Raw genomic sequence first — 24,650 nt, forward strand, 5'->3', positions numbered from 1 at the left:
GTAAGCATCCTGCTTTAGCCAGTCGGAAATGCTCGGAACGCTAATGGATCGTGGGGAGGCGGGCTGACATGGGAAGGGGGGACAATACGGCGCCCTGGGTGTCCGGCCGGCGATGCGCGCCGCCAGGAGGATCAAGCGCCGGGCGAACATTGCAATTACCCCGCGCCTGCCCCAAGCTCTGCCGTACCGCCCCCACGGACCGCCCGATGCAACGACGCCACCTTCTCCTGATCGCCCTGCTGCTTGTGCTGATGCTGCCCATCGCGATCGGCTATCTGTGGCGTGACCAGCAGCCCGCGGTGCCCAGCCTGCCGGCGCACAGCTACAGCAAGGCGCTGCGCCAGGCCCATGACGGCCTGCCGGGCGCCGCCAGGGTGCTCTACCAGCAATTGAAACGCGACGACCTGCCACCGATCCGACGCGCCGCGCTGTATGCCGAACTGCCCAACTATCCGTCGCCACTAGCACTGAAGCTGGCCCAGCAGGACTTGGAGCACGCCGACCCGCTGGTTCGGCGTGCCGCCATCGCCAGCATCCACCGCCTGCTGCCTGCCGCCCAGCGCAGCCTGGTGCTGGGCCCGCTCCTGGAAGATGACGAGCAAAGCGTACGCTTCGCCGCGGTCGACGCCCTGCTCGGCCTCGACCCCGACGCCATCGGCTTGTACTTCGGGCCGTTGCAGGATGCCCTGGAGCAGTACGAGCAGACGCTGGAACAACAGCCCGACGACGCCGCGGCGCAGGTTCACCTGGCCCGGCTGTACATGCATGAGCAAGCCTACGAGTCCGCCACGCGGGCCCTGCAGCGCAGCCTGGCGGTGGCTCCCGAAGGCCTGGACGCCCTGGCCACCCAGGTACGCCTGCTGGAACAGCAAGGCCGTCACGACGCCTCCCGCGAAGTGCTGGCCAAGGCCCTGTCACTGCGCCCGGACTCGGCGTTCCTGCAATATGAACTGGGGCTGTGGCTGACCCGCCACGAGCAACAGGCATACGCCCTGCTCGCCCTGGCACGCGCGGTCGAATTGGAGCCGGAAAACAACGACTATCGCTACACCCTGGCCGTCACCCTGCACCAGCTAGAGCAGGTGGACGCCGCGCAGAAGCAGCTGGAGACCGTGCTCAGTCGCCAGCCGGCCAACCGCCGGGCTCGGGTGTTGCTGATCGAGTACTGGAAGGAAACCGGCCAATTGCAGAATGTCCAGGTCCTGCTGGCCGAGCTGGAGCGGCAAAACCCGGACGATCCGTTCCTGCAGCAAGGGCTCTGACGACAGCCTCAGGCCTGCAACATACGCTGAACCTGCGTGACCAGCGTCTGCAACGAGAACGGCTTGAACATCAACGCCGTGCCCGGTTCGTCGAGCAATGCCTGCTCGACCGGGTCGCTGGTGAAGCCGGTGATGAACAGGATCTTCTGCTCCGGCTTGACCATGCGCAGTGCCTTGGCCACCTGACGCCCACTGAAGCCTCCTGGCAAACCGATATCGGTGATCACCAGGTCGAACGGAGCGCCCCGCCTGAACTCGGCCAGCGCGCCATTGGCATCGGCCACGTCGCACACCTCAAAGCCGCACTCGAGCAGGGCCTCCTTCATCAAAGCACGCAGGTTGACTTCGTCATCGATCAACAGCAGCCGCATGCCCTGCGCCTGAAATGGCAACGCGCCCAGGACGACGGTCTCAGGCTCCAGTCCCGTATGGCGAGGAAACATCAGCACCACTCGAGTCCCTTCTTCCAAGGTGGATTCGATCCACACCTGTCCCCCCGACTGGTGCACAAAACCGTGCACCATGGGCAGCCCAAGGCCGGCTCCCTGTCCCAGTGACTTGGTGGTGAAGAACGGCTCGAAGGCTCTGGCCAAATCATTGCGCGACATGCCGTGGCCATCGTCCTCGATCTGTAACATGACGTAGTCACCTGCCGGCAAGCTGGCCGACTCCCCACTGTTCAGCGCCAGCCGCTCGTTGGAGGTCCTGATTGTCACCTTACCCTTGCCAAGGCAGGCATCGCGAGCATTGCTGCACAGGTGCAGGAGGGCGTTGCGCAACTGGTCGGGATCGACTTGCAACAGCCACGGCGCAACGTCCATCTGCCAGTCCAGGTGCATTTCGGCTCCTAGGGTCTGGCGCAGCATCGGCTCCGCCTCCAGCAACAGGCGGTTGATATTCAACGGATTAGGCGACAATGGCTGGCTGCGGGCGAAGGCCAGCAGGTTTTGGGTCAGGCCGATGGCGCGCTGGGTAGATTCCCGAGCCATCTGCACGTACTCCTCGACACGCTCCAGCCGCCCCTGCGCCAGTCGCCGCTCGAGCAACTCAAGGCTGCTGCCGACACCGGACAACACGTTGTTCATTTCATGCGCCAACCCACCTGCCAGCTTTACCACGCTCTCCATGCGCTGGCCGTCCCGCACCGCGGCATCGGCCAAGCGCTGGACCGCGTCGCGGTCCTCGGTGATGTCTCGCCCTACCAGCGCGGGCAGCGCTGCATCGGCAGCCCCCGTCCAGCGGAACCAGCAATAGTGGCCTTCGTTGTGCCGAAGCCGTGCGTCAAACGGCGCCATGCCCTGCCCCTGCACAAGCGCCGTCAGCGCCAAGCGGGCCTCGGTACGGTCGGCGGGGTGAAACAATTCGGGCAACGGCAGCGGATGCGACGCCCCGCACCAGCCCAACAGCCGCTGCCAGGCCGGGTTGGTCGAGCGTACGCGCAGATCGGCATCGAGCATCAGCATCACATCGGGTGACAGGTGCCAGATATGCTCAGGATCGCTCAGGTACTGATCCAGGCGCGCCTCGAAGGAAAGGGCCAATTCGCGCCATTCACGACCGGTCTCCACACTGGCGGTAGTCTCGATCAGGGCGTGAAGGAAACCGGCGACCTGGCCCTGGTCGTCACGGATCGGCGAATAACAACCCGTCACCCAGACTTTCGTCATGACGCCTGCTCGATAGACAGGCAGCAGCGCGTCCTCGATCAGGCTGCCCTGTCCCTCGAGCGCCTTGAATACCGCTGCACCCATGTCCTCCCAGTTATGCGCCCAGAGCGCGTCGAAGGCGCAGCCCTGGTGACCAGTGCTACCGCCAAGCAGGATCTGGTAAGGTTCATTATGGATGACCGTCAATGTCGGGCCCCAGACCAGCGCACTGGGAAACGGCGACAGCAGCACCATATCGACGGCGACGCGCAGGGTAGGCGGCCAGGATGTCAGCGCTCCCAGCGATGTCGCGCTCCAGTCGAAGTTGCCAACGACAGCCCCCATCATCGCCATAGGGCTCGCCGGAGACGCCAGGTGAATGACCTGGATATCACCACCGGCGACATTCAAGTCAGCGGCCAATATCTTCGTCCCACAGCTCGGGTTTTTCCTCGATGAACCGGCGCATCAACGCCTTGCAAGTCTCATCGTCATGTACCTCCAGGCGCACGCCGCGGCTGCCGAGCAGTTGCTCCTCACCCATGAAGGTGGTGTTTTCACCGATGACCACATGCTTGATGCCATACAGCAGGATAGCGCCGCTGCACATGGCACAAGGCGACAAGGTGGTATAGAGGGTGGACTCCTGGTACACCCAAGCCGGCTGTCGGCCGGCATTTTCCAGGGCGTCCATCTCGCCATGCAGGATGGCGCTGCCTTTTTGCACCCGGCGATTGTGTCCGCGGCCGATAATCCTGCCGTCGTGCACCAATACCGAGCCGATCGGGATGCCGCCCTCCTCGAGCCCCTTTCGGGCCTCATCAATGGCAGCCTGCAGGAAAGCGGAAGTGTCCTGTTCCATGGTTTCTCCCCGGTAATACGTCGGCTTTGCTGGAGACTAGCACAGCGCCAGCCACCGTGGCGCATTGCGTGACGAGGGCTATGCTGATAGGGCTTTAGATCTTGCTGGCCAACCGTTTTCCCATGGATTCGACGGGCATGCGCACATGAACAAGAAGCTCCTGGTCGTGCTGACCAATACTGCCAAGTACCCCTCCATCCCGCGCGCCACAGGGCTGTGGCTGGGCGAGGCCGTGCACTTCGTCGACAAGGTGCAGCAGGCGGGCTTTGTGGTCGACTACGTAAGCCCCGCGGGTGGCTACGTGCCCATCGACCCGCACAGCCTGCGCATGGCGCCGGAGCTGGACTGGCAGTGGTACGACGACAAGACTTTCATGAACCGTTTGGGCGCCACACTGAGCCCCGGCCAGGTGAAAGCCGATCAGTACAGCGCGATTTACTACACCGGTGGGCACGGCGTGATGTGGGACTTCCCCGACAACCAGCCGCTGCAAGAACTCGCACGGCGCATCCATGAGCGCGGCGGTGCGGTCGCCGCGGTCTGCCATGGCGTGGTCGGTCTGCTCAATATCAAGCTCAGCGACAACAGTCTGCTGCTCAAAGGGCGCAGGGTGACCGGTTTCTCCAACACTGAGGAGAAACTGGCGGAACTGGACGAGGTGGTGCCGTTCCTGACCGAAAACGAGCTGGGTGCCCGTGGCGGTGAGTACAGCAAGGCGGACGATCCCTGGGCCCCCTTCGTGGTGGAGGATGGCAGCCTGATCACCGGGCAGAATCCTGCGTCCACCGCCGACGTGGCCGAGGCGGTCGTTCGCTACTTACGCAACCGCTAGCCGCCACAAAAGCATCGCGGGGCATGCCCGCTCCTACGCCATGACGGTGTGGGAGCGGGCATGCCCCGCGGTGGGTCTTGCGGCCCAAGCGCGTTATTCGACGCTCAACACGCCGCGACGCACCTGATCACGCTCGATCGACTCGAACAACGCCTTGAAGTTACCCTCACCGAAGCCGTCGTCACCCTTGCGCTGGATGAACTCGAAGAACACCGGTCCCAGCAGGGTTTCCGAGAAGATCTGCAGCAGCAGACGCTTGTCGCCTGCCTCGGAGGCGCCATCGAGCAGGATGCCGCGGGCCTGCAACTGGTCGACCGGCTCGCCGTGCCCTGGCAGACGCTCCTCGAGCATCTCGTAGTAGGTCTGCGGCGGTGGGGTCATGAAGCGCATGCCCAGGCCCTTGAGCGCATCCCAGGTCTTGAGCAGGTCGTCGGTGAGGAAAGCCACGTGCTGGATGCCTTCGCCGTTGAACTGCATCAGGAACTCTTCGATCTGCCCTGCGCCCTTGGACGACTCTTCGTTGAGCGGAATGCGGATCATTCCGTCCGGCGCGGTCATCGCCTTGGAGGTCAGGCCGGTGTACTCACCCTTGATATCGAAGTAGCGGATCTCGCGGAAGTTGAACAGCTTTTCATAGAAGTTGGCCCAGTAGGCCATGCGCCCGCGATAGACGTTATGGGTCAGGTGGTCGATGATCTTCAGACCCGCGCCGACGGGGTTGCGGTCCACGCCTTCGATGAACTTGAAGTCGATGTCGTAGATCGAGCTGCCTTCCTCGTAGCGGTCGATCAGGTACAGCGGCGCGCCACCGATCCCCTTGATTGCCGGCAGACGCAGTTCCATAGGGCCGGTTTCGATTTCCACCGGCTGGGCGCCCAGCTCCAGGGCACGGGCGTAGGCTTCATGGGCATTGCGCACGCGGAAGGCCATGCCGCATACCGATGGGCCATGCTCGGCGGCGAAATACGAGGCGATGCTCTTGGGCTCGTTGTTCAGGATCAGGTTGATGCCGCCCTGACGATACAGGTGCACATCCTTGGAGCGGTGGCTGGCCACCTTGGTGAAACCGAGAATCTGGAATACCGGCTCCAGCACGCCGGGGGTTGGCGAAGCGAGCTCGATGAATTCGAAGCCTTCCAGGCCCATCGGGTTGTCGAAGATATCTGCCATGTGGGTGTCCTCATCTATAAGCGAAAAACGGTTGATTACAGGCTTTGGATGTGGAGATGGCGTGGTGGTGAGCAGGGGATACCGCGCACGCTGCGGGCCAGGAAGTCACCAATGATCAGCTTGAACCCATGGTATGTCATATGGACCCATTCTCGGCGGGCTTGATTCCCCGGGAGGCGGAGAACCTTATTGTTGTATTCGTAAATCGATTCTACAGGGCGTAAATTTGTTTGTCGCGCTTTAGTTCGCAGATTGTTCCGACAAACGGCTATTCTCAACAGCATCTTGTCGCCTCGCAGAAGGTTCGCCCGCACATGCCCCTGACCGCCAAACGCCCCGCCCGCTGGAGCTGGCGCGCCCTGCTGCCCTGGGGCATCGGCGTGCTGCCGCTGCTGTGCGGGCTGGTGGTGATGCGCTGGCAGACGGAACAGGAACTGCAAGCCAGCAGCCTGGCCACGGCCCGCGAAGTGGGCATCCATGTCGAGGAGATCCTCGACAGCCTGTCCACCGCCGCCCATGAGCTTCTGCCCAAGGCGGGCCTGCCCTGTGACCAGGTGCAACTGGCACTGCGCATCGAGGTGACGCGCAACGCCTTCGTGCGTTCGACCAACCTGTTCGATCATGATCGGCTGTACTGCACCTCGCTGTACGGCGACTTCGACGAGCCGGTGAATGCCAAGGACTATACCAATGGCCAGCTGTGGCTGATGAACGGCAACTCGGTCACCCCGGGACATGCCCTGCTGGTCTATCGGATCAGCCAGGAAGGCCGTGGCGACCGGGGCGCGATCACCACGGTGGATGGCCGCCATCTGCTCACCGCGCTCCACCTGATCGGCGCCGACAACCTGGTGAAGGTGCATGTCGGCAATCACTGGATGGGCAGCGATGGCCAGGTTCATGACGGCAAGCCACCGCGCGCTGCCTCCGCCGCCACGCAGTATGCGTCCACCCGTTATCCGTTCGATGTGCACGCCGGCTACGAAGAAGGCACGCAGGCCGCGCTCATGCGCTCGCGCTACCCCGCCCTGCTCAGCCTGTTGCTGGTGCTCGGCGTCGCGGCCGGCGCAGCCTGCCGCTGGCAGATCCGCCGCTCCAGCTCACCCCTTGGCGAGCTGGAGCGGGCCCTGGAGGCTGACGAATTCGTTCCGTATTTCCAGCCGGTGGTGCGCAAGGGCGACTACCGCTGGGCCGGTATCGAAGTGTTGATGCGCTGGCAGCATCCCCGCGAAGGGCTGGTGCGCCCCGATCTGTTCATCCCCTACGCCGAACACAGCGGCCAGATCGTCGCCATGACCCGTGCCCTTATGCTGCATACCGCCCAGGCCCTGGCCCCGCATGCGGCCCTGCTGGAGGACGGCTTCCACATCGGCATCAACATCACCGCCGACCATTGCCGCGACCTGCGCCTGCTTGACGACTGCCAGACCTTCCTCCAGCACTTCCCACCCGGACGCGTGGTGCTGACCCTGGAGCTGACCGAACGCAAGCTGATCGAGCCGACCCCGGTGACGCTTGAGTTGTTCGAAAAGCTGCACGTCATGGGCGTGATGATCGCCCTGGACGACTTCGGCACAGGCCAGTCCAGCCTCAACTACCTGCGCCAGTTCCAGGTCGACTACCTGAAGATCGACCAGAGCTTCGTCGCCATGATCGGCGGCGACGCCCTGTCCCAGCACATCCTCGACACCATCATCGAGCTCTCGGCCAAGCTGGGCCTGGGGATCGTCGCCGAAGGCGTGGAGACCGAGGTGCAGCGCGACTACCTGGCACGCCACGGGGTGGATTTCCAGCAGGGCTACCTGTTTGCCCGACCGATGCCCGCCGGCGAACTGCTGCTGGCCCTGGCCGCCCGGCCGGGCAGCCCGCAGTTGCCGCCGGGCAACGCCCCTGAGATCATGCGCGGCTGATCCACCCGCTCACTTCCCGTTTTCCGAGGCATTCGTGTCAAAAGGCATTCTTTCGTCGGTCATGGCGTCCTGTCTGTTCGCCGTGATGTACTTCTATACCTCCTTCCTCAAGCCCCTGGACGGCGAGGAGATCTTTGGCTGGCGGACCCTCCTGACCCTGCCCTGCCTGACGCTGTTCATGCTGGTCTCGAAGGACTGGAATCGGGTCGGTGAGTTGCTCGGTCGGGTGCGGCGCACACCGCTGCTGCTGCTCGGCATGGTTGGCACCTCGTGGCTGATGGGCGTGCAGCTGTGGTTGTTCCTCTGGGCGCCGCTGCACGGGCGCAGCCTGGAAGTGTCGATGGGGTATTTCCTGCTGCCGCTGGCCATGGTGCTGACCGGACGGCTGGTGTATGGCGAGCGCCTGTCGCGCCTGCAGAAGATCGCGGTGGGCTTTGCCACGCTGGGGGTTGGCCACGAGCTCTACCAGCACGGCAGCTTCGCCTGGGAAACCCTGCTGGTGATGATCGGCTACCCGATCTACTTCGTCCTCAGACGGCGCTGCCGCACCGACCACCTGGGCGGGCTGTGGTGCGACATGTGCCTGCTGCTGCCCTGGGCCCTGTACTTCGTGATCCAGGGCCCGCTGTCGGCGACGGACCTCGCCGAGCACCCGGGCCTGTACGGGCTGATCCCGCTGCTCGGGGCGATCAGCGCCTGCGCCCTGATCGCCTACGTGCTGGCCAGCCGCCTGTTGCCGTTCAGCCTGTTCGGCCTGCTCAGCTACGTCGAGCCGGTGCTGCTGGTGGGCGTGGCCCTGCTGCTGGGCGAGACCATCGGCCCCGACCAGTGGCTGACCTACCTGCCGATCTGGGCCGCCGTGCTGGTGCTGGTGCTCGAAGGCATCAAGCACCTGCTGCGTCAGCGTCGGCGTTCGGTGTAAGACGTACCTGGCGCACCCGACGCTCCTCCACCGCCACCACGGTCATGGTCCAGCCGTTCCAGGCCAGCTGATCGCCCACCACCGGCAGGCGGTCCAGCAGGCTCATCACCAGGCCCGCCAGGGTCTGGTAGTCCTCGGTGGCGCGGGCGGCGAAGCCGGTGCGCGACTGAACCTGGGCCAGGTTAAGAGCGCCACTGACCACGAAGCCGCCTGCCTCCTCCACCACGCCTGGCCCTTCAACTTCGCTCGCATCCGGCAGTTCACCGGCAATCGACTCGAGAATGTCGGTCATGGTCAGCACCCCGGTGAAGTCACCGAATTCGTTGACCACGAAGGCGATGTGGGTGGACTGGGCGCGCATCTGCTCCAGGGCATTGAGAATGCTGAAGCTCTCCAGCAGGTTCAACGGTGCTCGCGCCAGGTGCTCCAGCGCCGGCTGGTTGCCGGCCAGCAGTTCCTTGAGCAGCTCCTTCTTGTGCACGTAGCCCAGCGGTTCCTCGATGCGCCCGTCGCGAATCAGCGGCAGGCGCGAGTAGGACGAGTTGACCAGCATCTGGGTGATCGCCTCGGCCGGCTGCGACAGGTCGATGGCATCGACCTTGGCCCGCACCGTCATCACCGTGCGGATCGGCCGCTCGGCCAGGTTGAGCACACCGCTGATCATCACCCGCTCACGGCGATCGAACACCACCTGCTCGTCGCCACCGGCCACCAGGTCGGCGATCTCCTCGCCCACCTCGTCGGCTTCTACCCGGCGTCCGCCCATCAGGCGCAGCACCGCGTGGGCCGTGCGCTCACGCAATGGCCGGTGCTGATGCAGGCTGCGCTTGCGGCGAGCACGGGCCAGCTGGTTGAACAGCTCGATCAGCAGCGAGAAGCCGATGGCCGCGTACAGGTAGCCTTTCGGGATATGGAAGCCCAGGCCCTCGGCAGTCAGGCTGAAGCCGATCATCATCAGGAAGCCCAGGCACAGCATGATCACTGTCGGGTGTTCGTTGACGAAGCGGGTCAGCGGCTTGCTGGCGACGATCATGATACCGATGGAGAAGATCACCGCGATCATCATCACCGATAACTGCTCGACCATGCCCACGGCGGTGATCACCGCGTCCAGCGAGAACACCGCGTCGAGCACCACGATCTGCGCGACGATCGGCCAGAACGCCGCGTGACGGGTAACGCCGCCGCTCTGGGCGACATGGCCCTCCAGACGCTCGTGCAGCTCCATGGTGGCCTTGAACAACAGGAACACACCACCGAACAGCATGATCAGGTCACGGCCGGAGAAGGTCTTGCCGAACACGTCGATCAGCGGCGCGGTGAGGGTCACCATCCACGAGATGCTGGCCAAAAGGCCCAGGCGCATGATCAGCGCCAACGACAGGCCGATCACCCGGGCGCGATCGCGCTGATGGGGTGGCAGTTTGTCGGCGAGGATGGCGATGAACACCAGGTTGTCGATACCCAGCACCAGCTCGAGGACGATAAGCGTCAACAGGCCCAGCCAGGCCGTGGGGTCGGCTAGCCATTCCATTAGCGGGTACTCACGAGGGCGGCGTCACAAGGACGGGGGAAGGAAGGCCGGGATGGCCAGGGACTGGGGGGCTCCGCGAAGGTGCTCATATAGACCTTGATAGAAAATAGGGAAGTCGATCCTACAATCGAAGCAGATTTCTCTGATAGCGCAAAACTATTACAAAAGCTGTAACAGGTGTGGCGGGGCATTTTTGTTCAATACACCCGTCTCACCCTCGGCCAGGATGGCCACACCTTCCCCCTTCAAGGAAACCTTCAATGAGCCTGACCTTGTCCATGGCGGCCTTCGCCCTGGCCGCCTCCATCTCCCCCGGCCCGGTCAACATCGTCGCCCTCGGCAGTGGCGCGCGCCACGGCCTGCGGGCCAGCATTGGGCATGTGGCCGGTGCCACGCTGGGTTTCTGCCTGCTGCTGGTGCTGGTGGGGCTGGGCGTGCACGAGCTGTTGCTGCGCTGGCCGTTGCTGGGCCGGCTACTGCACTGGGGTGGCGTGCTGTTTCTGCTGTACATGGCCTGGAAACTGGCCAGCGACGATGGCGCACTGGGCACCGCCGATACCCGGCAAGCGCCCAGCGCCTGGCACGGCGCGGCCATGCAGTGGCTGAGCCCCAAGGCCTGGCTGGCGGCGGTCGCCGGTATCGGCGCCTATACCGGCGGCGAGCAGCAGTTGCTGTGGCTGTTCACCTGGATCTACGGGCCGATCTGCTTCGTCTCGGTGGCCTGCTGGGCCTGGGCCGGCAGCATGATCCGCCAGTATCTGGGCGAGCCGTGGCGGATGCGCCTGCTCAATCGGGTGCTGGCGGGGTTGCTGGTGGCGAGTGCGTTGTACCTGATGGTGTGATCCTGGCTTTCAGCCATTGCGATAGTGCCCCGGCGTGGTCGCCAGGTGACGCTTGAAGGCCCGCTGCAGGTGCGCCTGGTCGGCGAACCCCGCCTCCAGCGCCACCTCGGCGATCGGCCTGCCAGCGCGCAGTAGCGCCCGGGCATGCTGCACCCGCTGGTCGAGCAGGTAGCCATGGGGTGTCAGGCCGAAGCGCTTGCCGAACGCGCGGATCAAATAGGCCCGCGACAGCCCCGCCGCGGCGCAGATGTCCTCCACTGTCAGCGGGTCGAGGCGATGGGCACGGATGAACGCGGCGGCCAGCTCAAGGCGTGGATGGCCTGCGGGCTGGCCGCCCGCGTCGGCCTCCAAAAGCTGCGGCAAGCCCTTGAAGAACGCCTCCAGCTGCGCCTCCCGGCGTTCGTTGCCGGGCTCGAACAGCCCGGCGAACAGCGCCAGCAACTGCCCATACAGCGCCGCCGATGTGCTCAAGGTCGCCGAGGGCAGCGCAAAACCTCGCGCCAGCAGCCAGGGCATGTCGACGAACAGCATCAGGTACGACCAGGGTTCGCCCTGGACCGGGTTGCAGGTGTGCACCACCCCCGGGTTCATCAGCACCGTGGTCCCCGCCGCCACCTCGTGTCGGGCGTTGCCGGTCAGGTAGGTGCTGCGCCCGCCGGTGATCACGCCGATGGAGAAACTTTCGTGGGAATGGGCGGCGTAGCACACCTGGCGGCCGTCCCCCACGCGTCGGGCCTCGACGAAGGGCAATGCCGGATCACGCCAGAACCGCGAGACCTCGATCATCGCCCCGCCCTCACCCTTCGCCGCCCTGCACCACCACCAGCAACTGCGCCTGGTGCTCGCCGACCGAGCGCAGGCGGTGCGGGGTCTGGGCATTGAAATGCAGGGCGTCGCCCGCCTGCAGCAGCACCCGCTCGCTCATGAAGTCCACCTCCACCTGCCCCTCGTGGACGAACAAAAACTCCTCGCCTTCGTGCTCCTTGAAGGTCGGGTCGCTGAACGCGGTCGGCGGCTGGATCAGGAACGGCAGCAGGCTGCGCTGGCCGACCTGCGAAGTCAGCACCGCATACCCCGGCCCGTCGCCGCCACCCACCAGCGCCTGGCGTTCGCCGCGGCGTACCAGGCTGTAGCGCGCCTGGCCGTCGTGCTCGCCGTCGAACAGCTCCTCGACATTGACGTTCAGCGCCCGCGCCAGCTTCAGCGCGGCGGCGATCGACGGCGTGTTGAGGCCGCGCTCGACCTTGGACAGGTAGCTCTTGGTCATGCCGGACTTGTCGGCCAGCTGCTCAAGGGTAATGCCCAGTTTCTTTCTCAGCAGTTTCAGTCGGATAGACATGTGACGCGGGTTTCCCGAACAAACGCACTTGCTTATGACACTTTGTGTCATATAGGATTATTTGTGTCATCTGATGGCTCACCCCCTCACCGTCCAAAGCTCGGGGGCGAGCCAGCCCTGACATCCGTCATCACGCCACAGAGGAAAGCTCCCCATGGCCAACACCCTTACCCTCAGCAAAGACCAGCTGGTGCAAAAGGCACTGACACAGATGCAAGGCTCGCTTGCCGATAATACGTGGACTGTGCGCGAAAAGCTGGCCCTGACCTGCCGAATTCTCTTCGACAACGGCCACGACTCGGGCCTGGCCGGGCAGATCAGCGCCCGTGGCCCGCAACCGGGCACCTTCTACACCCAGCAACTGGGCCTGGGCTTCGACGAGATCACCGCCACCAACCTGCTGCTGGTCAACGAAGACCTCGAAGTGCTCGAAGGCCAGGGCATGCCCAACCCGGCCAACCGCTTCCACAGCTGGGTGTACCGCGCCCGCCCCGACGTCAACTGCATCATCCACACCCACCCGACCCATGTCGCCGCGCTGTCGATGCTCGAAGTGCCGCTGCAGGTCTCGCACATGGACCTGTGCCCGCTGTACGAGGACTGCGCGTTCCTCGAAGCCTGGCCGGGCGTGCCGGTGGGCAACGAGGAAGGCGAGATCATCAGCGCCGCCCTGGGCGACAAGCGCGCCATCCTGCTCTCGCACCATGGCCAGCTGTCCACCGGCACCAGCATCGAGCAGGCCTGCGTCTACGCCCAGTTGATCGAGCGCGCCGCGCGCCTGCAACTGCTGGCAATGGCCGCCGGCACCATCAAGCCGATCGCCCCGGAGCTTGGCCGCGACGCCCATGACTGGATCGACCGGCCCAAGCGCCACGGCGCCGCCTTCAACTATTACGCCCGGCAGGCCCTGCGTCAGCACGCCGATTGCCTCGCCTGACCCCACCTTGCCTTGCTTGCGGAGCCACACACCATGACCACCCGATTCCACGGCATCATCGGCTACACCATCACCCCGTTCGCCCAAGACGGTGAAACCCTCGACCTGCCGGCCCTAGGCCGCTCCATCGACCGCCTGATCGACGGCAACGTCCACGCCATCGCGCCGCTGGGCAGCACCGGCGAAGGTGCCTACCTGAGCGACGGCGAATGGCAGCAGGTCGCCCAGTACAGCCTGGAGCGCATCGGCAAGCGCGTGCCGAGCATCGTCAGCGTCTCCGACCTGACCACCGCCGGCGCCGTGCGCCGCGCCCGCTTCGCCCAGCAACACGGCGCCGACGCGGTGATGGTGCTGCCGGCGGCCTACTGGAAGCTCAGCGAGGCCGAGATCGTCCAGCACTACCGCGCCATCGGCGCGGCCATCGACATCCCGATCATGCTCTACAACAACCCGGCCACCAGCGGCACCGACATGCCGGTGGAGCTGATCCTGCGTATCGTGCGCGAAGTCGACAACGTGACCATGGTCAAGGAGAGCACCGGCGACATCCAGCGCATGCACAAGCTGCACTTGCTTGGCGAGGGCCAAGTGCCGTTCTACAACGGCTGCAACCCGCTGGCGCTGGAGGCCTTCGTGGCGGGCGCCACGGGCTGGTGCACGGCGGCGGCCAACCTGATTCCCGAACTGAACCTGCGGCTGTACCAGGCGGTGCAGGCCGGTGAACTGGAGCAGGCCAAGGCGCTGTTCTACCGCCAGCTGCCGTTGCTCGATTTCATTCTCAAGGGGGGCTTGCCGGCGACCATCAAGGCTGGCCTGGAGATGACCGGGCTGCCGGTGGGCGAGCCACGGCGGCCGGTGTTCGGGCTGGATGCCCAGGGTCGCGGCCAGCTGAAGGCGCTGCTCGACGCCTTGCGTCAGGGCTGACATCAGCGGCGTACCTGTGGGAGTCCACTCCCACAGGTCATCCACACACTTGAGAACTCGACCCCGAACCCGGAGAATGCCCCCGACCCAAACGACCAGAAGCCATGGAAAAGGACCTTTCCAGTGAACCAGAAACAACGCGACGCCCTCAGCAAGTTCCTCAGCTACGTGCTGCGCCACGCCCCCGAATCCATCGAACTGTCCCTGGACCGCGACGGCTGGGCCGATGTCGACGCGCTGATCCACTGCGCCGGCCGGCAAGGCCATGCCTTCGACCTGCACGCCCTGCGCGAAGTGGTCGAGACCAATGACAAGCGCCGTTTCACCCTCTCCGACGATGGCCGCCGCATCCGCGCCGCCCAGGGCCACAGCAGCGCCCAGGTCGAAGTGCGCCACATCGCCAAGACACCACCCGCCCTGCTCTATCACGGCACCGCCAGCCGCTTCCTGGCCTCCATCGAAGCCCAGGGCCTGATCCCCGGCAGCCGTCATCATGTGCACCTGAGCGAGGACCCGCAGACCGCGCTGGCGGTGGGCAAGCGCTATGGTCAGCCGGTGCTGCTCACGGTCGATACCCAGGCCCTGTGCGCAGCGGGAACGGTGTTCTATCAAGCCGACAATGGTGTCTGGCTGGTAGACCAGGTGCCGCCGGCCCATCTGTCACGCCAAGCCCTGTAGGAGCGGCCTTGTGCCGCGAAAGGGCTGCGAAGCAGCCCCGGCGATATCTGCTTGATGCACCAATCCTGGGGGCGCTTCGCCCCCCTTTCGCGGCACAAGGCCGCTCAGGGGAATGTTCAAAGCCTGGGACTAATGCGCCATCCCCAGCTCCGCATCATCCATCAGCGCCTTGGCCAACGCACTGAGGTAATGCGCCGCCCAGACCATCCGCGGATCTTCATCCATCACCCCGACCAAGGTCAGGTGCCGCACATAGTCCATCAATTCCGACGCCTGCTCGCGAGCGTGCTGACAAGGAATGCCGGGCTCGATGCAGAACAGCGGCTGGGCATCCTTGCCCTCGCCCTGATAAAAACGGGTCTTGCCCGGCGTGACCTGGGTCTTGCCATCGTCTGTGGTCATGATCGATCTCCCTGAAAACGTCGTCGGCTAGTGCAGCGTGCGGGGCTCGCCCGGCGCTTGGACCGAGTGCTGCACCTGGGTCAGGGCGGATTCGAGCAACGTGCGCACCGCCTCCATCTCGTGGGCGGCGGCCAGCATAAGGATCGCGCCGGGCGACCGGGGCTTGAGCTGGACGGCCTGGTTGGCCACCGTGAGGGCGCAGAAGGCGTACTCGATGGCGCGTACCAGGGTGTCTTCGAGGAAGTGGGCGTGATCCTGGGGGGAAGGTGGATCGGGGACAATCTTCAGCATGCTCGTACTCCAACAATGGTTGAGGGTTGAGCTGTCAGCTGAACTGCTGTCAAACAGTCGGGTGGCAGCTGTACGCGGGTTGACAGACCGAGATTGTTGGCACTCGGCGCACACAGGGTGCCCGCACGTACAGCCGCCATTGAGCGTATGCACACGTGGACAACAATCAACGGTCTGTCAAAACCGACCGCTGAATTGGCAGCGGCAGGCCGAGACTAGAAGGCGAGTTGACCTGGAGCAAGGGCTGAAAGGCGGTAAAAGCATGCTTCGGAAATGGACTACAAGGAATAAGGAAATTCCGATTCTTATCCTTGCTCCAGATGCAAAAACCAGGACGGAAGGCTGCCTTTCTCGGGCGAACACTACAATCTGCAGGTCTTGAGCTGTTCAATGACCGCAGCCACGGTACCTGTCTCAAGCTTTAAACCTTCTGCTGTATGGCCATCATCCCGCGACCAAACCAGTCGATCGCCATCCCGTTCCATTTTGAAGTACAGAATGAATCCAGAATCTTCAGCTTCAGTAGCCGAAAAGTCCGCGATGCCTGGTAGCAAATCGCCTACCTCCCTCGAAAAGTAGGCCCTGGCATTGTCGAAAACTTCTCGATCCTCATAGATTAGATCCGCAGTAGAGTCAGGCAATCGGATACCGGAGAAGAAACTCAGCACTGAACGCAGCTCCAACGCTTCTACAGCATCAAAAATACGTACTCCACCGGCATACACGCAAAGCAAACCATTTTTCCAGCTGTCACCCTGCACATTCCAAGCGTCAACGACCTGGAACTGCACGGCGAACCTATCCGGATCACCTGCAATCATTAGATTTTCACTCCCAAAAGTTTCTGTATATCCGTAGGTATCTGGTTACCGCGAAGAGGGCTTCGGCTGTCGCCGGCACTACCGTTCCAGTGGTATTCGCCATTACTGCCCATGAATTGTAAAAAAGGGACTGTAAAAAGGGGACAGATTTGAATGGCACTTACTTAACATGCTTCGGATGCCCATGTTTCCTGATATCTGCCCTTGCTGATCGACGTGGTTTGGTCAGCAAGGGGTAGGCCTGAGGCCTTCGCTTTATCGCCCGAGGCTCGACACGGCCAGGCCGGTTGCCTACACGCCTTTGAGCAATCAGCATCAGCAAATCTGCCAACCGATCCTCCCCCTCGCCGTAGCTGCGCTGTCGTAGCGCCAGCCATAGCTGGAGGCTGTGCTTGAAACTCAGTTCGCGGGGCAAGCAGTCGGCCATTAACGCCGATTGTGACATGAGCATTCGGATCAGGTTGTGTGCCAGCAGATAGACCCACAGCTCCTTGACGGCCATCCCTGGTGTTTTGCAACTCAGTTTTCCCAGTCCCAACGTTGCCTTCAGGTTTCGTAAATCCAGTTCGACATGCCAGCGCCCTTTGTAGAGCGACCTGAGGGCTGATTTGGGTGTTTGCTTTGGGCATTGCAACGTTGTCACCAGGATCTTTCCACCGGCCTTCAGCTCTCTCACCGCCAGCCTCTCCGGCGCCTGTTCATACTGCGGCATGCTCATCCAAGGCGGCCTGCATCCAGGCTTTTTCAGCTCGATCAAATGGTCTTCCGATCCGAGACGTTGCCCTAAAGCAAAATCCGTACTGCGCCGTCGCGCTCCGTACTGCTCAAACACCCCATCGACGCCCCTTCGCTGCAGCTCACACAACAGAAAGTAGGTGGCGTAATACGCATCACCCAACAGAATATCGCCTGTTTTCAGCACATTGAGCATTGACCTGAGCAGGGTCTGTTCATCACCACCTTTACCTCTGAAGCGGCCCAAAGCAGCGTCCAGAACGGCACCGCTACATAGACAGACAATGCCAACCATTCGGCAGAGTGGGAAACCCAGGCCGACCTTCTGCCCCCGTGATTGTGGATATGCAACCTGATTGGCAGCCGTGTCGGGCATCGAAACGGTTGTTCCATCAACAAGACGCACGGGCCGTCCCCTCCAACGCCACGACGAGGGGGCTTGATCACTGATCGATGAAGCCGTGTGACGAACCAGTGTTGAGACCATTTCCACCGGTAGGCGCTGCCTGGCTCTGCAGAAGGCGCCTGTACGAGTGCTGTTGGGCTTCATACCGTTGCAGGATCGCTTGATGGAAAAGTCATTGACCGCCTGCTGGCAGGAGCGATCAGCATTCATTGCTTGAGCCAGGAGCATCGAGAGCGTTTCAGTCGGTGAGAATAGGCGCTCTCGATGTGCTGGCAACAATGACTCGACACGCTTTAGCAGTTCGGGGGCCATGAGGAGATCGAAAAATGCCTGAGCGTCACTGGTCGAAGCATGGTGGCGGAAACGCTGCTGTTGATGCTGCAGGATTTGACGTCTACGATCCATTCAGGGCTGCGTCCTTGGCTTAATGGTGTGTGTTCGCAACTATCACCGTAGACCAAGGCCAGCCCTTCTTCATTTTTTCTTGTGGATCAAAGGGTTGGCTGTTAGGCACTGTACGAAAAGTAATGTCGTAAACACCGTCGCCAGCAAGCCAGCGTGACCATTGCAGCAAAGCTTTCCGCCAGCTTGCAGTAGCGTGTACCCAGGCGGCGGTGCTCCTTCAGCCAACCAAATAGCCGTTCGATGGCGTTCCGCTGCCGATACTTGGGCTTGTCAAACAGGCGCGGTAAGCCCGGCTTCGGTCTGCGTTTCATGTCACGCAGCGGAATCACCGGCTGCATCCGATAGCGGTCGCAGTATTGCCGCAAGGATTCTGCGTCATAGCCTTTGTCGGCCAGGAGCCAGCGGCAGCGCTTGCGTGGCCTACCTCGGTTCACAGGGATGTGGACACCGTCCAGCAGTCGCTGAGCATGGGATATGTCACTGGCGTGACCACCTGAGAGCGTGAAGTGGAGTGGGATGCCACGGGCGTCACTGACCATGTGAATTTTCGTCGTCAACCCGCCCCGGCTTCGTCCAAGTGCGTGGTCCGTTGGTTCTTCAGCCCCCCTTTTTTGCCTGCTCCGGCAGAGGCACGGGTGGCCCTCACGGCGGTTGAGTCGATGCACCAGGTGGTCAAGTCAATCTGGCCCTGTGCATTGAGTTTGAGGTGTAACCGCTTGAGCATCTTGTTGAAGGTTCCTTGGTTTCGCCAGTCTCGAAATCGTTGATAGGCCGTCGACCAAGGCCCGAACCGTTCAGGCATGTCCCGCCAGGTTGCGCCTGAGCAAAGCACCCACAACACGCCGTTGAGCATCAAGCGATCATCGACTCTTGGGCGTCCTGTACGTCGATGTGCGGTGAAGAGGTCCGCGACTATTTCCCATTCTGCATCGGAAAGTTCGTATCGCTTGGACATGGCAGAATCCTTCGCCTAAAAAGCGAGAACTCTACGGAAAATCAGGCTTCCAGAGGCTCCGGTGAGGTTTCAAAGGTTTTCACACAGAACCTAAGTAAGTGCCATTCAAATCTGTTCCCTTTTCTCTCGTCCCCCTTTTCTCTCTTTTCTCTGTCCTTTTCTCTGAAGCCCAGGGCCTGATCCCCGGCAGTCGCCACCATGTGCACCTGAGCGAGGACCCGCAGACCGCGCTGGCGGCGGGCAAGCGCTATGGTCAGCCAGTGCTGCTCACGGTCGATACCCAGGCCATGTGCGCAGCGGGAACGGTGTTCTATCAAGCCGACAACGGTGTCTGGCTGGTAGACCAGGTGCCGGCAGCACACCTGTCACGCCAAGCAGAGAAATAAGCCCAACCCGTCCCCTTGAGCGGCCTTGTGTCGCGAAAGGGCCGCAAAGCGGCCCCGGCGATCTTTGCATCAATGCTGAAATCCTGGGGCTGCTACGCACCCCTTTCGCGACACAAGGCCGCTCCTACAGGGGAATGTGCAAAGCCTGGGACTAATGCGCCATCCCCATTCCGCATCATCCATCAGCGCCTTGGCCAAGGCACTGAGGTAATGCGCCGCCCAGACCATCCGCGGGTCTTCGTCCATCACCCTGACCAAGGTCAGGTGACGCACATAGTCCATCGCAGCAATTTCCAGTGTTAACCTGGCCCTGCCCTTGCCCCTTCGTCCTCCGGCGAGATGAACATCAACACCCCTTCAGTGCCTCATATGCACACCAGATGCAATCGCGAACTTGCTCTGCGCCAAGATAGTAATCTGGATCGCTCTGAAGCAAACGCTCACTCTTCGTAAACGCATCAAGATCGCCGAACAGCTTATCCAGCACGCCATAGGTCTCCTCCAGAAGAGGGGACTGCTCGCGCTTGAAACGCTCAAAATATAATTCGGAGAATTGCTCAAGCGAATACTCCCCGTCCAAACACCCCTTGATCAGGGTCATATAAGGCAATATTGCCTCATCCATCTTCATCACCATAAACAAAGGGGGCCGACAGACTTAATCCATCACCGCTTCGCAAGGCAGGATTACCGCTGTGAAAGCGGGCTTGCTGCGCCCCAACTTCCCCGCCCTCAGCACCCAGGGTGCCCATCAGCCAGCACCTCCCGTACCTTGCGCAACCAACCAGCATAATCCAGACCCTCTGAATCTGGCGCAAAGAAGCAACCTATTTCCTGTACCACGAGTTGTTCAAGCGCTTTTTCAGAAAGATTGAAGCTTAGCACCTCATCAATCTCTCGCACGCCTGCTACATGCATTTCCCTTGGTTCATCCACAAGCATGTTGCGCAACGCTTCAGCGCTGTCGGAATATTCTTCTGGCCAGTCCTGATGAAAATAACAGCCCAGCAAGTGAGAGAGCATGGGGAGCTTCATAAATACCTTAACTCGAAGAGGTGAAAGACAGACCCAAAAGAGGAAAGTTTTATTTCCCGCACTCATTTTTGACACATCCGCTTCCAATGCTCGACTACATCAGTACTTTCTCAGCACCAGACTTCGCAGTCATCTTGGTCATTCAACAGCATGACATTAGAGTAGAGCAAATAAACCTGCCCTTCTCATTTTCTCCTTTGCGACTCAAGCGCCGGAATCCAAGAATCGCTCTATCATGCCCCTATCGACTTCCCTGAACAAAATTTCAAGCTTATGTTCGCGCCCCTCCCCCCAATTAAGAGTTGCATCTCGTAAAACTTCTAAATAGACCCTCAACTCACTGTCCGCCAAGGCAGGCATTCCCTCATGAGCGATGATCACTTTTCGACAGGAAATCCACTCAAGGTCTGTCAAGCAATCATACAACGCATTCCAGTTAAACCCAAAATATCCAGGAAACCAAAGTCCATAATAAAGCGCCCTCAGCAATTCGGCTGGTAACGCTATTCCGGGGTCTATACGCACATAGAAAGCTTTGGCTGTATCGTAGCCCCTATGACTATCGAAGAACACAAACGGTGCTTGCTTATCCGAATTCATTTTTAGTCGCAAGAGCCAACCTCACTCAAAAAACCTCTTACCAACAGTCGATCAGATTCATTTTTTGCGGCCTTACCCAGAACAGGAGTCAGATAGTAGAGCAGCAACGCCCTATCAGAAGTGTTAGCTGGAAGGTTGTCCCTGACACACTCAATAAATGTCTTTACTGACATAAACGAGGAAAACACCTCGTACCCTCTCGCGCTGGAAAACGGTATCTTCTTAAAATAGTAGCTAGCCAATCGCCTTTGATCGGATCGCTTCCAAGAACGGTGAGGAATCAGCAACAGCGCCTCACCATATTCCATGGATTCTAACGAATAGGTCTTCATTAGCCATTCAACAGCCTGCTCTGAGCTCAGCGCCGCAAGCTGTTGACACAGCTGCTTCTGCTGTGAATTCATAACACCACCTACCTTGGTTTCAATACATCCTGCGGCAAGCCCGAATCTCTACTCAGCGTAGCAGGAGGCTGATGATAGCCAGAATTGTTAGTCCATTGGGTTACGGCCCCGCGAACCTGCCCGTCATTATTACCAAAGCGTATAAAACCTGCATAACTTACCTTTCCTCCGCCACTTCAAACCAAGATGGGTTGAGAGGTCCTGATTCACATTTAGCCTGTATCCAACGCACCCCATCATGCCCACTGATATTCGCCCCGTGCGTTGGAGCATCACTCACGACAGAACCCACGGCCCGCCATTGCCATCAGGTGCCTTACCTTGGGTACGCACCAACCTGCGGGGGAGTCGCCATACACATCGGTATTGGTGGTTACACGTACCGACGCCATGTCGGCAGGCATACCCGCATATCTATAGGGGACAGAGGTAAAACCAGAGCAACCAGCGAGCAAGCTCGCCAGCAAGAGCGTCGCACTACGGCACATGAAACGTCCTTGAATACGTGGAATCAGGTCCGTCTAGGCATGAACAAATGTTCCGCCCAGCGCGCAAATTTCAAAAATGCCCCCTGATCACACCTGTGGATCGGGCGAGCTACCCGGGCCGTAGCTGAAGAAGGTCCTGACCTGCTCACCTCGTCGGTAGGAGAGCGTGAACGCGGTCCAGTGGTCTCCTCGCTGGGCGCCACTTTGTCGCAGTTGCTTTACCAGCTTGAAGATCACCGCGTTACTGAAGTCCGTTTCAACATCCGTGATCTCAACGCCATTTCGCTCAGCCGTGAGCTGTGTCTCAACCCAGCCCTTTCCTACTTTGACCTCGTACTGAAACGCGTCATAGCCGTCAACAATACCTTGATCAAGTATCGAGAAAAGCTCTTTAACAATGGCTAGATCTTCAGTAATCAAATTTTCTACCAGCGATGTATTGGATTAATTGTCAAACATTCGCACCGTCTTGCGCCAAGCTTAAAGGGGAAAGATTTATTATCCACACTCTAATGTTGAAGCCCCCGCGCCAGCGTTCGACGCCCTCATCGATGCCTTAAGCACAAGGCCTCGCATTGACTACACAACAGCAGAAATTAGAGCAGAAAAATAAATCCGTCATCCTCCTAAATCTGCCAATTTTTCCTCGCCCAAAGGCGATACACAAAGGCGAAAGATTTATTCTCCATGAGATTCATTCCTCATCCCAAAAATTTCCCGGCGTTACGTAAGCGCCGTCCTTTAGGACCTCACACCAACCAAAATACCGATGAAACATTTTCAGATCGACTATTAAGTAACGATCTTCCTCAAGTAGTGCCAAGCTGATTTCTGAGAGCGCATAGTGAGAGTACTCTCCACCTGTCCCTGGGATAACCCGCTGTTCGAGTGCCGCTCTCTCCCATTCCGTCACCGTTCCGCTGGCGACTGGCAAAGGATCGAAAAACTCCACTTCAAAAGTCTCCGAAACTCTACAGAGGCAAGGAAGATACCGCAACTCCAGCAGCCTTTGACTTATAAGGTCTTTCTCAAAACGAATCGTCAAAATCATTTTTTCAACGCGCTCCTTGGCACGACAACGTCACCAGAGAAATTCTTCTCAAACGTTTTCACTGGGCTGAAATATTGAACACCATGCGGGTCGCGTACCGCTACCACCGCAACGCCGTTTCTCGTGGTAACACCGTCCACCACAACAAAATGAGAAAACCGCGTGCCGTTCGTGTTGTCAACAATCCGTGCAATAACAGGCGTTCCTGAGGTGGTATACCGCTCAAGGTCAGCAACGTTCCGGCTACCGAAAGCCTGGGCGGGAACACCCTCGCTTCGCAGGAGCGACGCGACATCATGGGGATAGATCCCGTCCTTTTGCGGCTTCAATTTCTGTATGAGGCTGTCTATATCAACTTTCTTACCCAAGGTGTCCAACACCATACCGCATGAATTATGACCGCAAGTTGGATTAGGGCCTTGGTTGACAACCAATCGCTCCCCATTACGCGTTATATCATCCTTTGACAGCGGGTTACGCGGATCAATCACGCCTGCTCTGGATTGCGCCATCCGCTCGATTGCAGCCTGAACCCTCGGCGAATCCAGCGCGCCCCCCGAAACTCCTGGCGGGCGCAGTCCATTGATGCGCTGCCCGATAGGCAACATGGCAATCATGTTGAGCATCGGCGCCCATTGCCCGGAGACATCCGCCAGCTTTTCGAGGCTCAGTACCGCGCGTTCGGTCAACACCTCCTTGAACTCAGTACAGGTCGGCGTCAGGCAGTTGAGTTTTTCCAGGTCCGCCAAGCCGGAGGCGATCTGCCCCATCAGGTCCCGGGCGCGGACCACGCCTCCGGTTTCCTTGGCCCACTCGAAGTTCTCCTCGCTCTTGAGCTTGTGCTCGTTGGCAACCCACAGCTTTTTCTGGCATCCCTCGTCAAGACCACAGATGTTCATGTCGTCCACGAAGTCCGGCATGTCGTTGTGGCTGAGGTTGTTGTACTGCGTGGCATTGCCCGCCACCCAGCTGCCGGCCTGAAGACTGCCGGCATTACCGCCATCAACTGCTGCCGCCGCCACCACGCCCAGCAACTGCGAAGACATCAGCATCAGATAGTCGCGCTGCTTCGGATTCATCGCCGTCGCCATGCGTCGCAACTGATTGGCGAACGCTTCGTTTACCCCCGCTGCCATGGCTCCGACGGCGAAGTCGCTGCCCGACGCTTCGGCGATAAAGCCGCCGACCAGGGCATGCAGGGCGATCTTTTCCGGGCTGCCAGTCTTGAGGTTGAGGTTGCCAACCTGATCGAAGGACACCGCTGCCAAGGAGTTGTAGATCGTCGACTGGAGTATGCCCGCGAGCGTGACATCGCGTCCGAAGGCCTTGGCGACCAAGGCGGCCGATGTGTTGCTGATCAGTTGCTGTCCGGCAAAGTGACCAATGGCCTCCATCGAGCCGAGGTCGACAACCGTCTTGCCATTGACCTGCTTGGTCATGGTCATGTCGCCAAGGTAATGATCGGCTATGCCAGCCGTGATCGTGGCGATCGCGGCGTTGGTCAGGCCGTCCTTGCTGGCGACAGCCTTCAGGCCTGCGCCAAGATCTCCCTTGTTGTTGATCGTGCCGACCGCACCGGTAGTGGCCAGGCTCGCAGCACCGGCCAACTGCATACCGGACAAGCCCGCACCCGCAGGTCCGAGCATCACCGTCATCAGGATGGCGATCACCATCTGCGCTGCCGGACCAAGGCCCGAGTTGGCGTATTTGAAGCTTGTGTGCACCTCCTGGACCTGGCGCCAGTCGACGCCGCCTTGCTCCTCCAGTTCCTTAAGCCAAGCCAGCTTGGGATCGGCCTTGACCATTGCATCAA

26 protein-coding genes and 2 pseudogenes are annotated in these 24,650 nt (G+C 60.8%); 9 read left to right on the top strand and 19 right to left on the bottom strand.

Going from position 1 to position 24,650, the window contains the following annotated elements; genetic code table 11:
- Positions 1 to 206: 206 nt before the first annotated feature.
- Positions 207 to 1,262, top strand: a complete 1,056-nt coding sequence (locus tag K5H97_RS15390) for a tetratricopeptide repeat protein (protein WP_028691509.1) — start codon at positions 207 to 209, stop codon at positions 1,260 to 1,262.
- 8 nt (positions 1,263 to 1,270) lie between these two features.
- Here K5H97_RS15390 and K5H97_RS15395 read toward each other — a convergent pair whose 3' ends face one another.
- A complete protein-coding gene (locus K5H97_RS15395; RefSeq protein WP_081791597.1) occupies positions 1,271 to 3,253 on the bottom strand; it encodes an ATP-binding protein in 1,983 nt (660 codons plus the stop codon).
- Between the two features lie 67 nt (positions 3,254 to 3,320).
- Entirely contained in the window at positions 3,321 to 3,770 is a 450-nt protein-coding gene (locus tag K5H97_RS15400) for a nucleoside deaminase (RefSeq protein ID WP_036986263.1), read from the bottom strand.
- 145 nt (positions 3,771 to 3,915) lie between these two features.
- On the opposite strand from K5H97_RS15400, the gene K5H97_RS15405 reads away from it, so the two are divergent.
- Positions 3,916 to 4,602, top strand: coding sequence for a type 1 glutamine amidotransferase domain-containing protein (locus K5H97_RS15405; RefSeq protein WP_028691512.1), 687 nt, complete (start codon positions 3,916 to 3,918; stop codon positions 4,600 to 4,602).
- A 93-nt stretch (positions 4,603 to 4,695) separates the two neighbouring features.
- On the opposite strand, the gene hppD is transcribed toward K5H97_RS15405, so the two are convergent.
- The gene (hppD, locus tag K5H97_RS15410; RefSeq protein ID WP_028691513.1) at positions 4,696 to 5,772 is read right to left on the bottom strand and encodes a 4-hydroxyphenylpyruvate dioxygenase; all 1,077 of its coding nucleotides are present in this window, start codon (positions 5,770 to 5,772) and stop codon (positions 4,696 to 4,698) included.
- A 314-nt stretch (positions 5,773 to 6,086) separates the two neighbouring features.
- Between hppD and K5H97_RS15415 the strand changes: the two genes are divergently transcribed.
- On the top strand, positions 6,087 to 7,682 hold the full coding sequence (locus K5H97_RS15415) for an EAL domain-containing protein (RefSeq protein ID WP_028691514.1): 1,596 nt from the start codon (positions 6,087 to 6,089) through the stop codon (positions 7,680 to 7,682).
- A 34-nt stretch (positions 7,683 to 7,716) separates the two neighbouring features.
- The gene (gene rarD / locus K5H97_RS15420) at positions 7,717 to 8,604 is read left to right on the top strand and encodes an EamA family transporter RarD (RefSeq protein WP_028691515.1); all 888 of its coding nucleotides are present in this window, start codon (positions 7,717 to 7,719) and stop codon (positions 8,602 to 8,604) included.
- Here the strand turns inward: rarD and K5H97_RS15425 are convergent.
- Complete coding sequence (locus K5H97_RS15425; protein WP_028691516.1) at positions 8,567 to 10,138, bottom strand: TerC family protein; 1,572 nt, start codon at positions 10,136 to 10,138, stop codon at positions 8,567 to 8,569. The two genes, rarD and K5H97_RS15425, sit on opposite strands and share 38 nt — an antisense overlap.
- A 260-nt stretch (positions 10,139 to 10,398) precedes the next feature.
- On the opposite strand from K5H97_RS15425, the gene K5H97_RS15430 reads away from it, so the two are divergent.
- Positions 10,399 to 10,980 carry a LysE family translocator gene (locus tag K5H97_RS15430; RefSeq protein ID WP_028691517.1) on the top strand — a complete coding sequence of 194 codons (582 nt, stop codon included), beginning with the start codon at positions 10,399 to 10,401 and terminating at the stop codon, positions 10,978 to 10,980.
- A 9-nt stretch (positions 10,981 to 10,989) separates the two neighbouring features.
- Here the strand turns inward: K5H97_RS15430 and K5H97_RS15435 are convergent, their stop codons facing one another.
- The gene (locus K5H97_RS15435; protein ID WP_028691518.1) at positions 10,990 to 11,766 is read right to left on the bottom strand and encodes an AraC family transcriptional regulator; all 777 of its coding nucleotides are present in this window, start codon (positions 11,764 to 11,766) and stop codon (positions 10,990 to 10,992) included.
- A 10-nt stretch (positions 11,767 to 11,776) separates the two neighbouring features.
- A complete protein-coding gene (locus tag K5H97_RS15440; RefSeq protein ID WP_028691519.1) occupies positions 11,777 to 12,319 on the bottom strand; it encodes a helix-turn-helix domain-containing protein in 543 nt (180 codons plus the stop codon).
- Positions 12,320 to 12,473: 154 nt separating this feature from the next.
- On the opposite strand from K5H97_RS15440, the gene K5H97_RS15445 reads away from it, so the two are divergent.
- From K5H97_RS15445 to K5H97_RS15455, 3 genes are all read left to right on the top strand, one after another.
- Complete coding sequence (locus K5H97_RS15445) at positions 12,474 to 13,256, top strand: aldolase (RefSeq protein WP_028691520.1); 783 nt, start codon at positions 12,474 to 12,476, stop codon at positions 13,254 to 13,256.
- Between the two features lie 33 nt (positions 13,257 to 13,289).
- Positions 13,290 to 14,180 (top strand): dihydrodipicolinate synthase family protein, encoded by an 891-nt coding sequence (locus K5H97_RS15450; RefSeq protein WP_028691521.1) that lies wholly within the window; start codon positions 13,290 to 13,292, stop codon positions 14,178 to 14,180.
- A 123-nt stretch (positions 14,181 to 14,303) separates the two neighbouring features.
- A complete protein-coding gene (locus K5H97_RS15455) occupies positions 14,304 to 14,858 on the top strand; it encodes an RNA 2'-phosphotransferase (protein ID WP_028691522.1) in 555 nt (184 codons plus the stop codon).
- Between the two features lie 129 nt (positions 14,859 to 14,987).
- Here the strand turns inward: K5H97_RS15455 and K5H97_RS15460 are convergent, their stop codons facing one another.
- From K5H97_RS15460 to K5H97_RS15480, 5 genes are all read right to left on the bottom strand, one after another.
- A complete protein-coding gene (locus K5H97_RS15460; RefSeq protein WP_028691523.1) occupies positions 14,988 to 15,260 on the bottom strand; it encodes a DUF3077 domain-containing protein in 273 nt (90 codons plus the stop codon).
- A 27-nt stretch (positions 15,261 to 15,287) separates the two neighbouring features.
- Positions 15,288 to 15,551: a hypothetical protein gene (locus tag K5H97_RS15465; protein ID WP_028691524.1), complete on the bottom strand. Its 264-nt coding sequence runs from the start codon at positions 15,549 to 15,551 to the stop codon at positions 15,288 to 15,290.
- A 362-nt stretch (positions 15,552 to 15,913) separates the two neighbouring features.
- Positions 15,914 to 16,372: an Imm42 family immunity protein gene (locus K5H97_RS15470; protein WP_028691525.1), complete on the bottom strand. Its 459-nt coding sequence runs from the start codon at positions 16,370 to 16,372 to the stop codon at positions 15,914 to 15,916.
- A 160-nt stretch (positions 16,373 to 16,532) separates the two neighbouring features.
- Positions 16,533 to 17,918: an IS4-like element ISPen1 family transposase gene (locus K5H97_RS15475; protein ID WP_028691526.1), complete on the bottom strand. Its 1,386-nt coding sequence runs from the start codon at positions 17,916 to 17,918 to the stop codon at positions 16,533 to 16,535.
- Between the two features lie 101 nt (positions 17,919 to 18,019).
- Positions 18,020 to 18,873 (bottom strand): IS5-like element ISPsp10 family transposase gene (locus K5H97_RS15480; RefSeq protein WP_155952702.1). Its coding sequence is split into 2 segments (ribosomal slippage): positions 18,020 to 18,529 and positions 18,532 to 18,873, totalling 852 coding nucleotides; the frame shifts between segments, so codons are not numbered across the junction.
- A 170-nt stretch (positions 18,874 to 19,043) separates the two neighbouring features.
- Between K5H97_RS15480 and K5H97_RS15485 the strand changes: the two are divergent.
- Positions 19,044 to 19,259 (top strand): annotated as a pseudogene (locus K5H97_RS15485) (RNA 2'-phosphotransferase); the annotation flags it as partial.
- A 162-nt stretch (positions 19,260 to 19,421) separates the two neighbouring features.
- Here K5H97_RS15485 and K5H97_RS15490 read toward each other — a convergent pair.
- The 8 genes and pseudogenes from K5H97_RS15490 to K5H97_RS30160 all read right to left on the bottom strand — a co-directional run.
- A pseudogene (locus K5H97_RS15490) lies at positions 19,422 to 19,541 on the bottom strand (DUF3077 domain-containing protein); the annotation flags it as partial.
- 64 nt (positions 19,542 to 19,605) lie between these two features.
- Positions 19,606 to 19,884, bottom strand: a complete 279-nt coding sequence (locus K5H97_RS15495) for a colicin immunity domain-containing protein (protein WP_162175268.1) — start codon at positions 19,882 to 19,884, stop codon at positions 19,606 to 19,608.
- 107 nt (positions 19,885 to 19,991) lie between these two features.
- On the bottom strand, positions 19,992 to 20,282 hold the full coding sequence (locus K5H97_RS15500; protein WP_051555704.1) for a contact-dependent growth inhibition system immunity protein: 291 nt from the start codon (positions 20,280 to 20,282) through the stop codon (positions 19,992 to 19,994).
- A gap of 216 nt (positions 20,283 to 20,498) precedes the next feature.
- Positions 20,499 to 20,894, bottom strand: coding sequence for a barstar family protein (locus K5H97_RS15505; protein ID WP_036986265.1), 396 nt, complete (start codon positions 20,892 to 20,894; stop codon positions 20,499 to 20,501).
- Positions 20,895 to 20,896: 2 nt separating this feature from the next.
- On the bottom strand, positions 20,897 to 21,298 hold the full coding sequence (locus tag K5H97_RS15510) for a hypothetical protein (RefSeq protein WP_036986266.1): 402 nt from the start codon (positions 21,296 to 21,298) through the stop codon (positions 20,897 to 20,899).
- A gap of 575 nt (positions 21,299 to 21,873) precedes the next feature.
- A complete protein-coding gene (locus tag K5H97_RS15515) occupies positions 21,874 to 22,206 on the bottom strand; it encodes a hypothetical protein (RefSeq protein WP_028691533.1) in 333 nt (110 codons plus the stop codon).
- Positions 22,207 to 22,480: 274 nt separating this feature from the next.
- Entirely contained in the window at positions 22,481 to 22,837 is a 357-nt protein-coding gene (locus tag K5H97_RS15520; protein WP_028691534.1) for a hypothetical protein, read from the bottom strand.
- Positions 22,834 to 24,642, bottom strand: coding sequence for a DUF637 domain-containing protein (locus tag K5H97_RS30160; protein WP_456291301.1), 1,809 nt, complete (start codon positions 24,640 to 24,642; stop codon positions 22,834 to 22,836). The genes K5H97_RS15520 and K5H97_RS30160 overlap by 4 nt, the downstream gene beginning before the upstream one ends.
- Between the last annotated feature and the right edge of the window lie 8 nt (positions 24,643 to 24,650).

This window comes from Pseudomonas mosselii (assembly GCF_019823065.1).
Classification (GTDB): domain Bacteria; phylum Pseudomonadota; class Gammaproteobacteria; order Pseudomonadales; family Pseudomonadaceae; genus Aquipseudomonas; species Aquipseudomonas mosselii.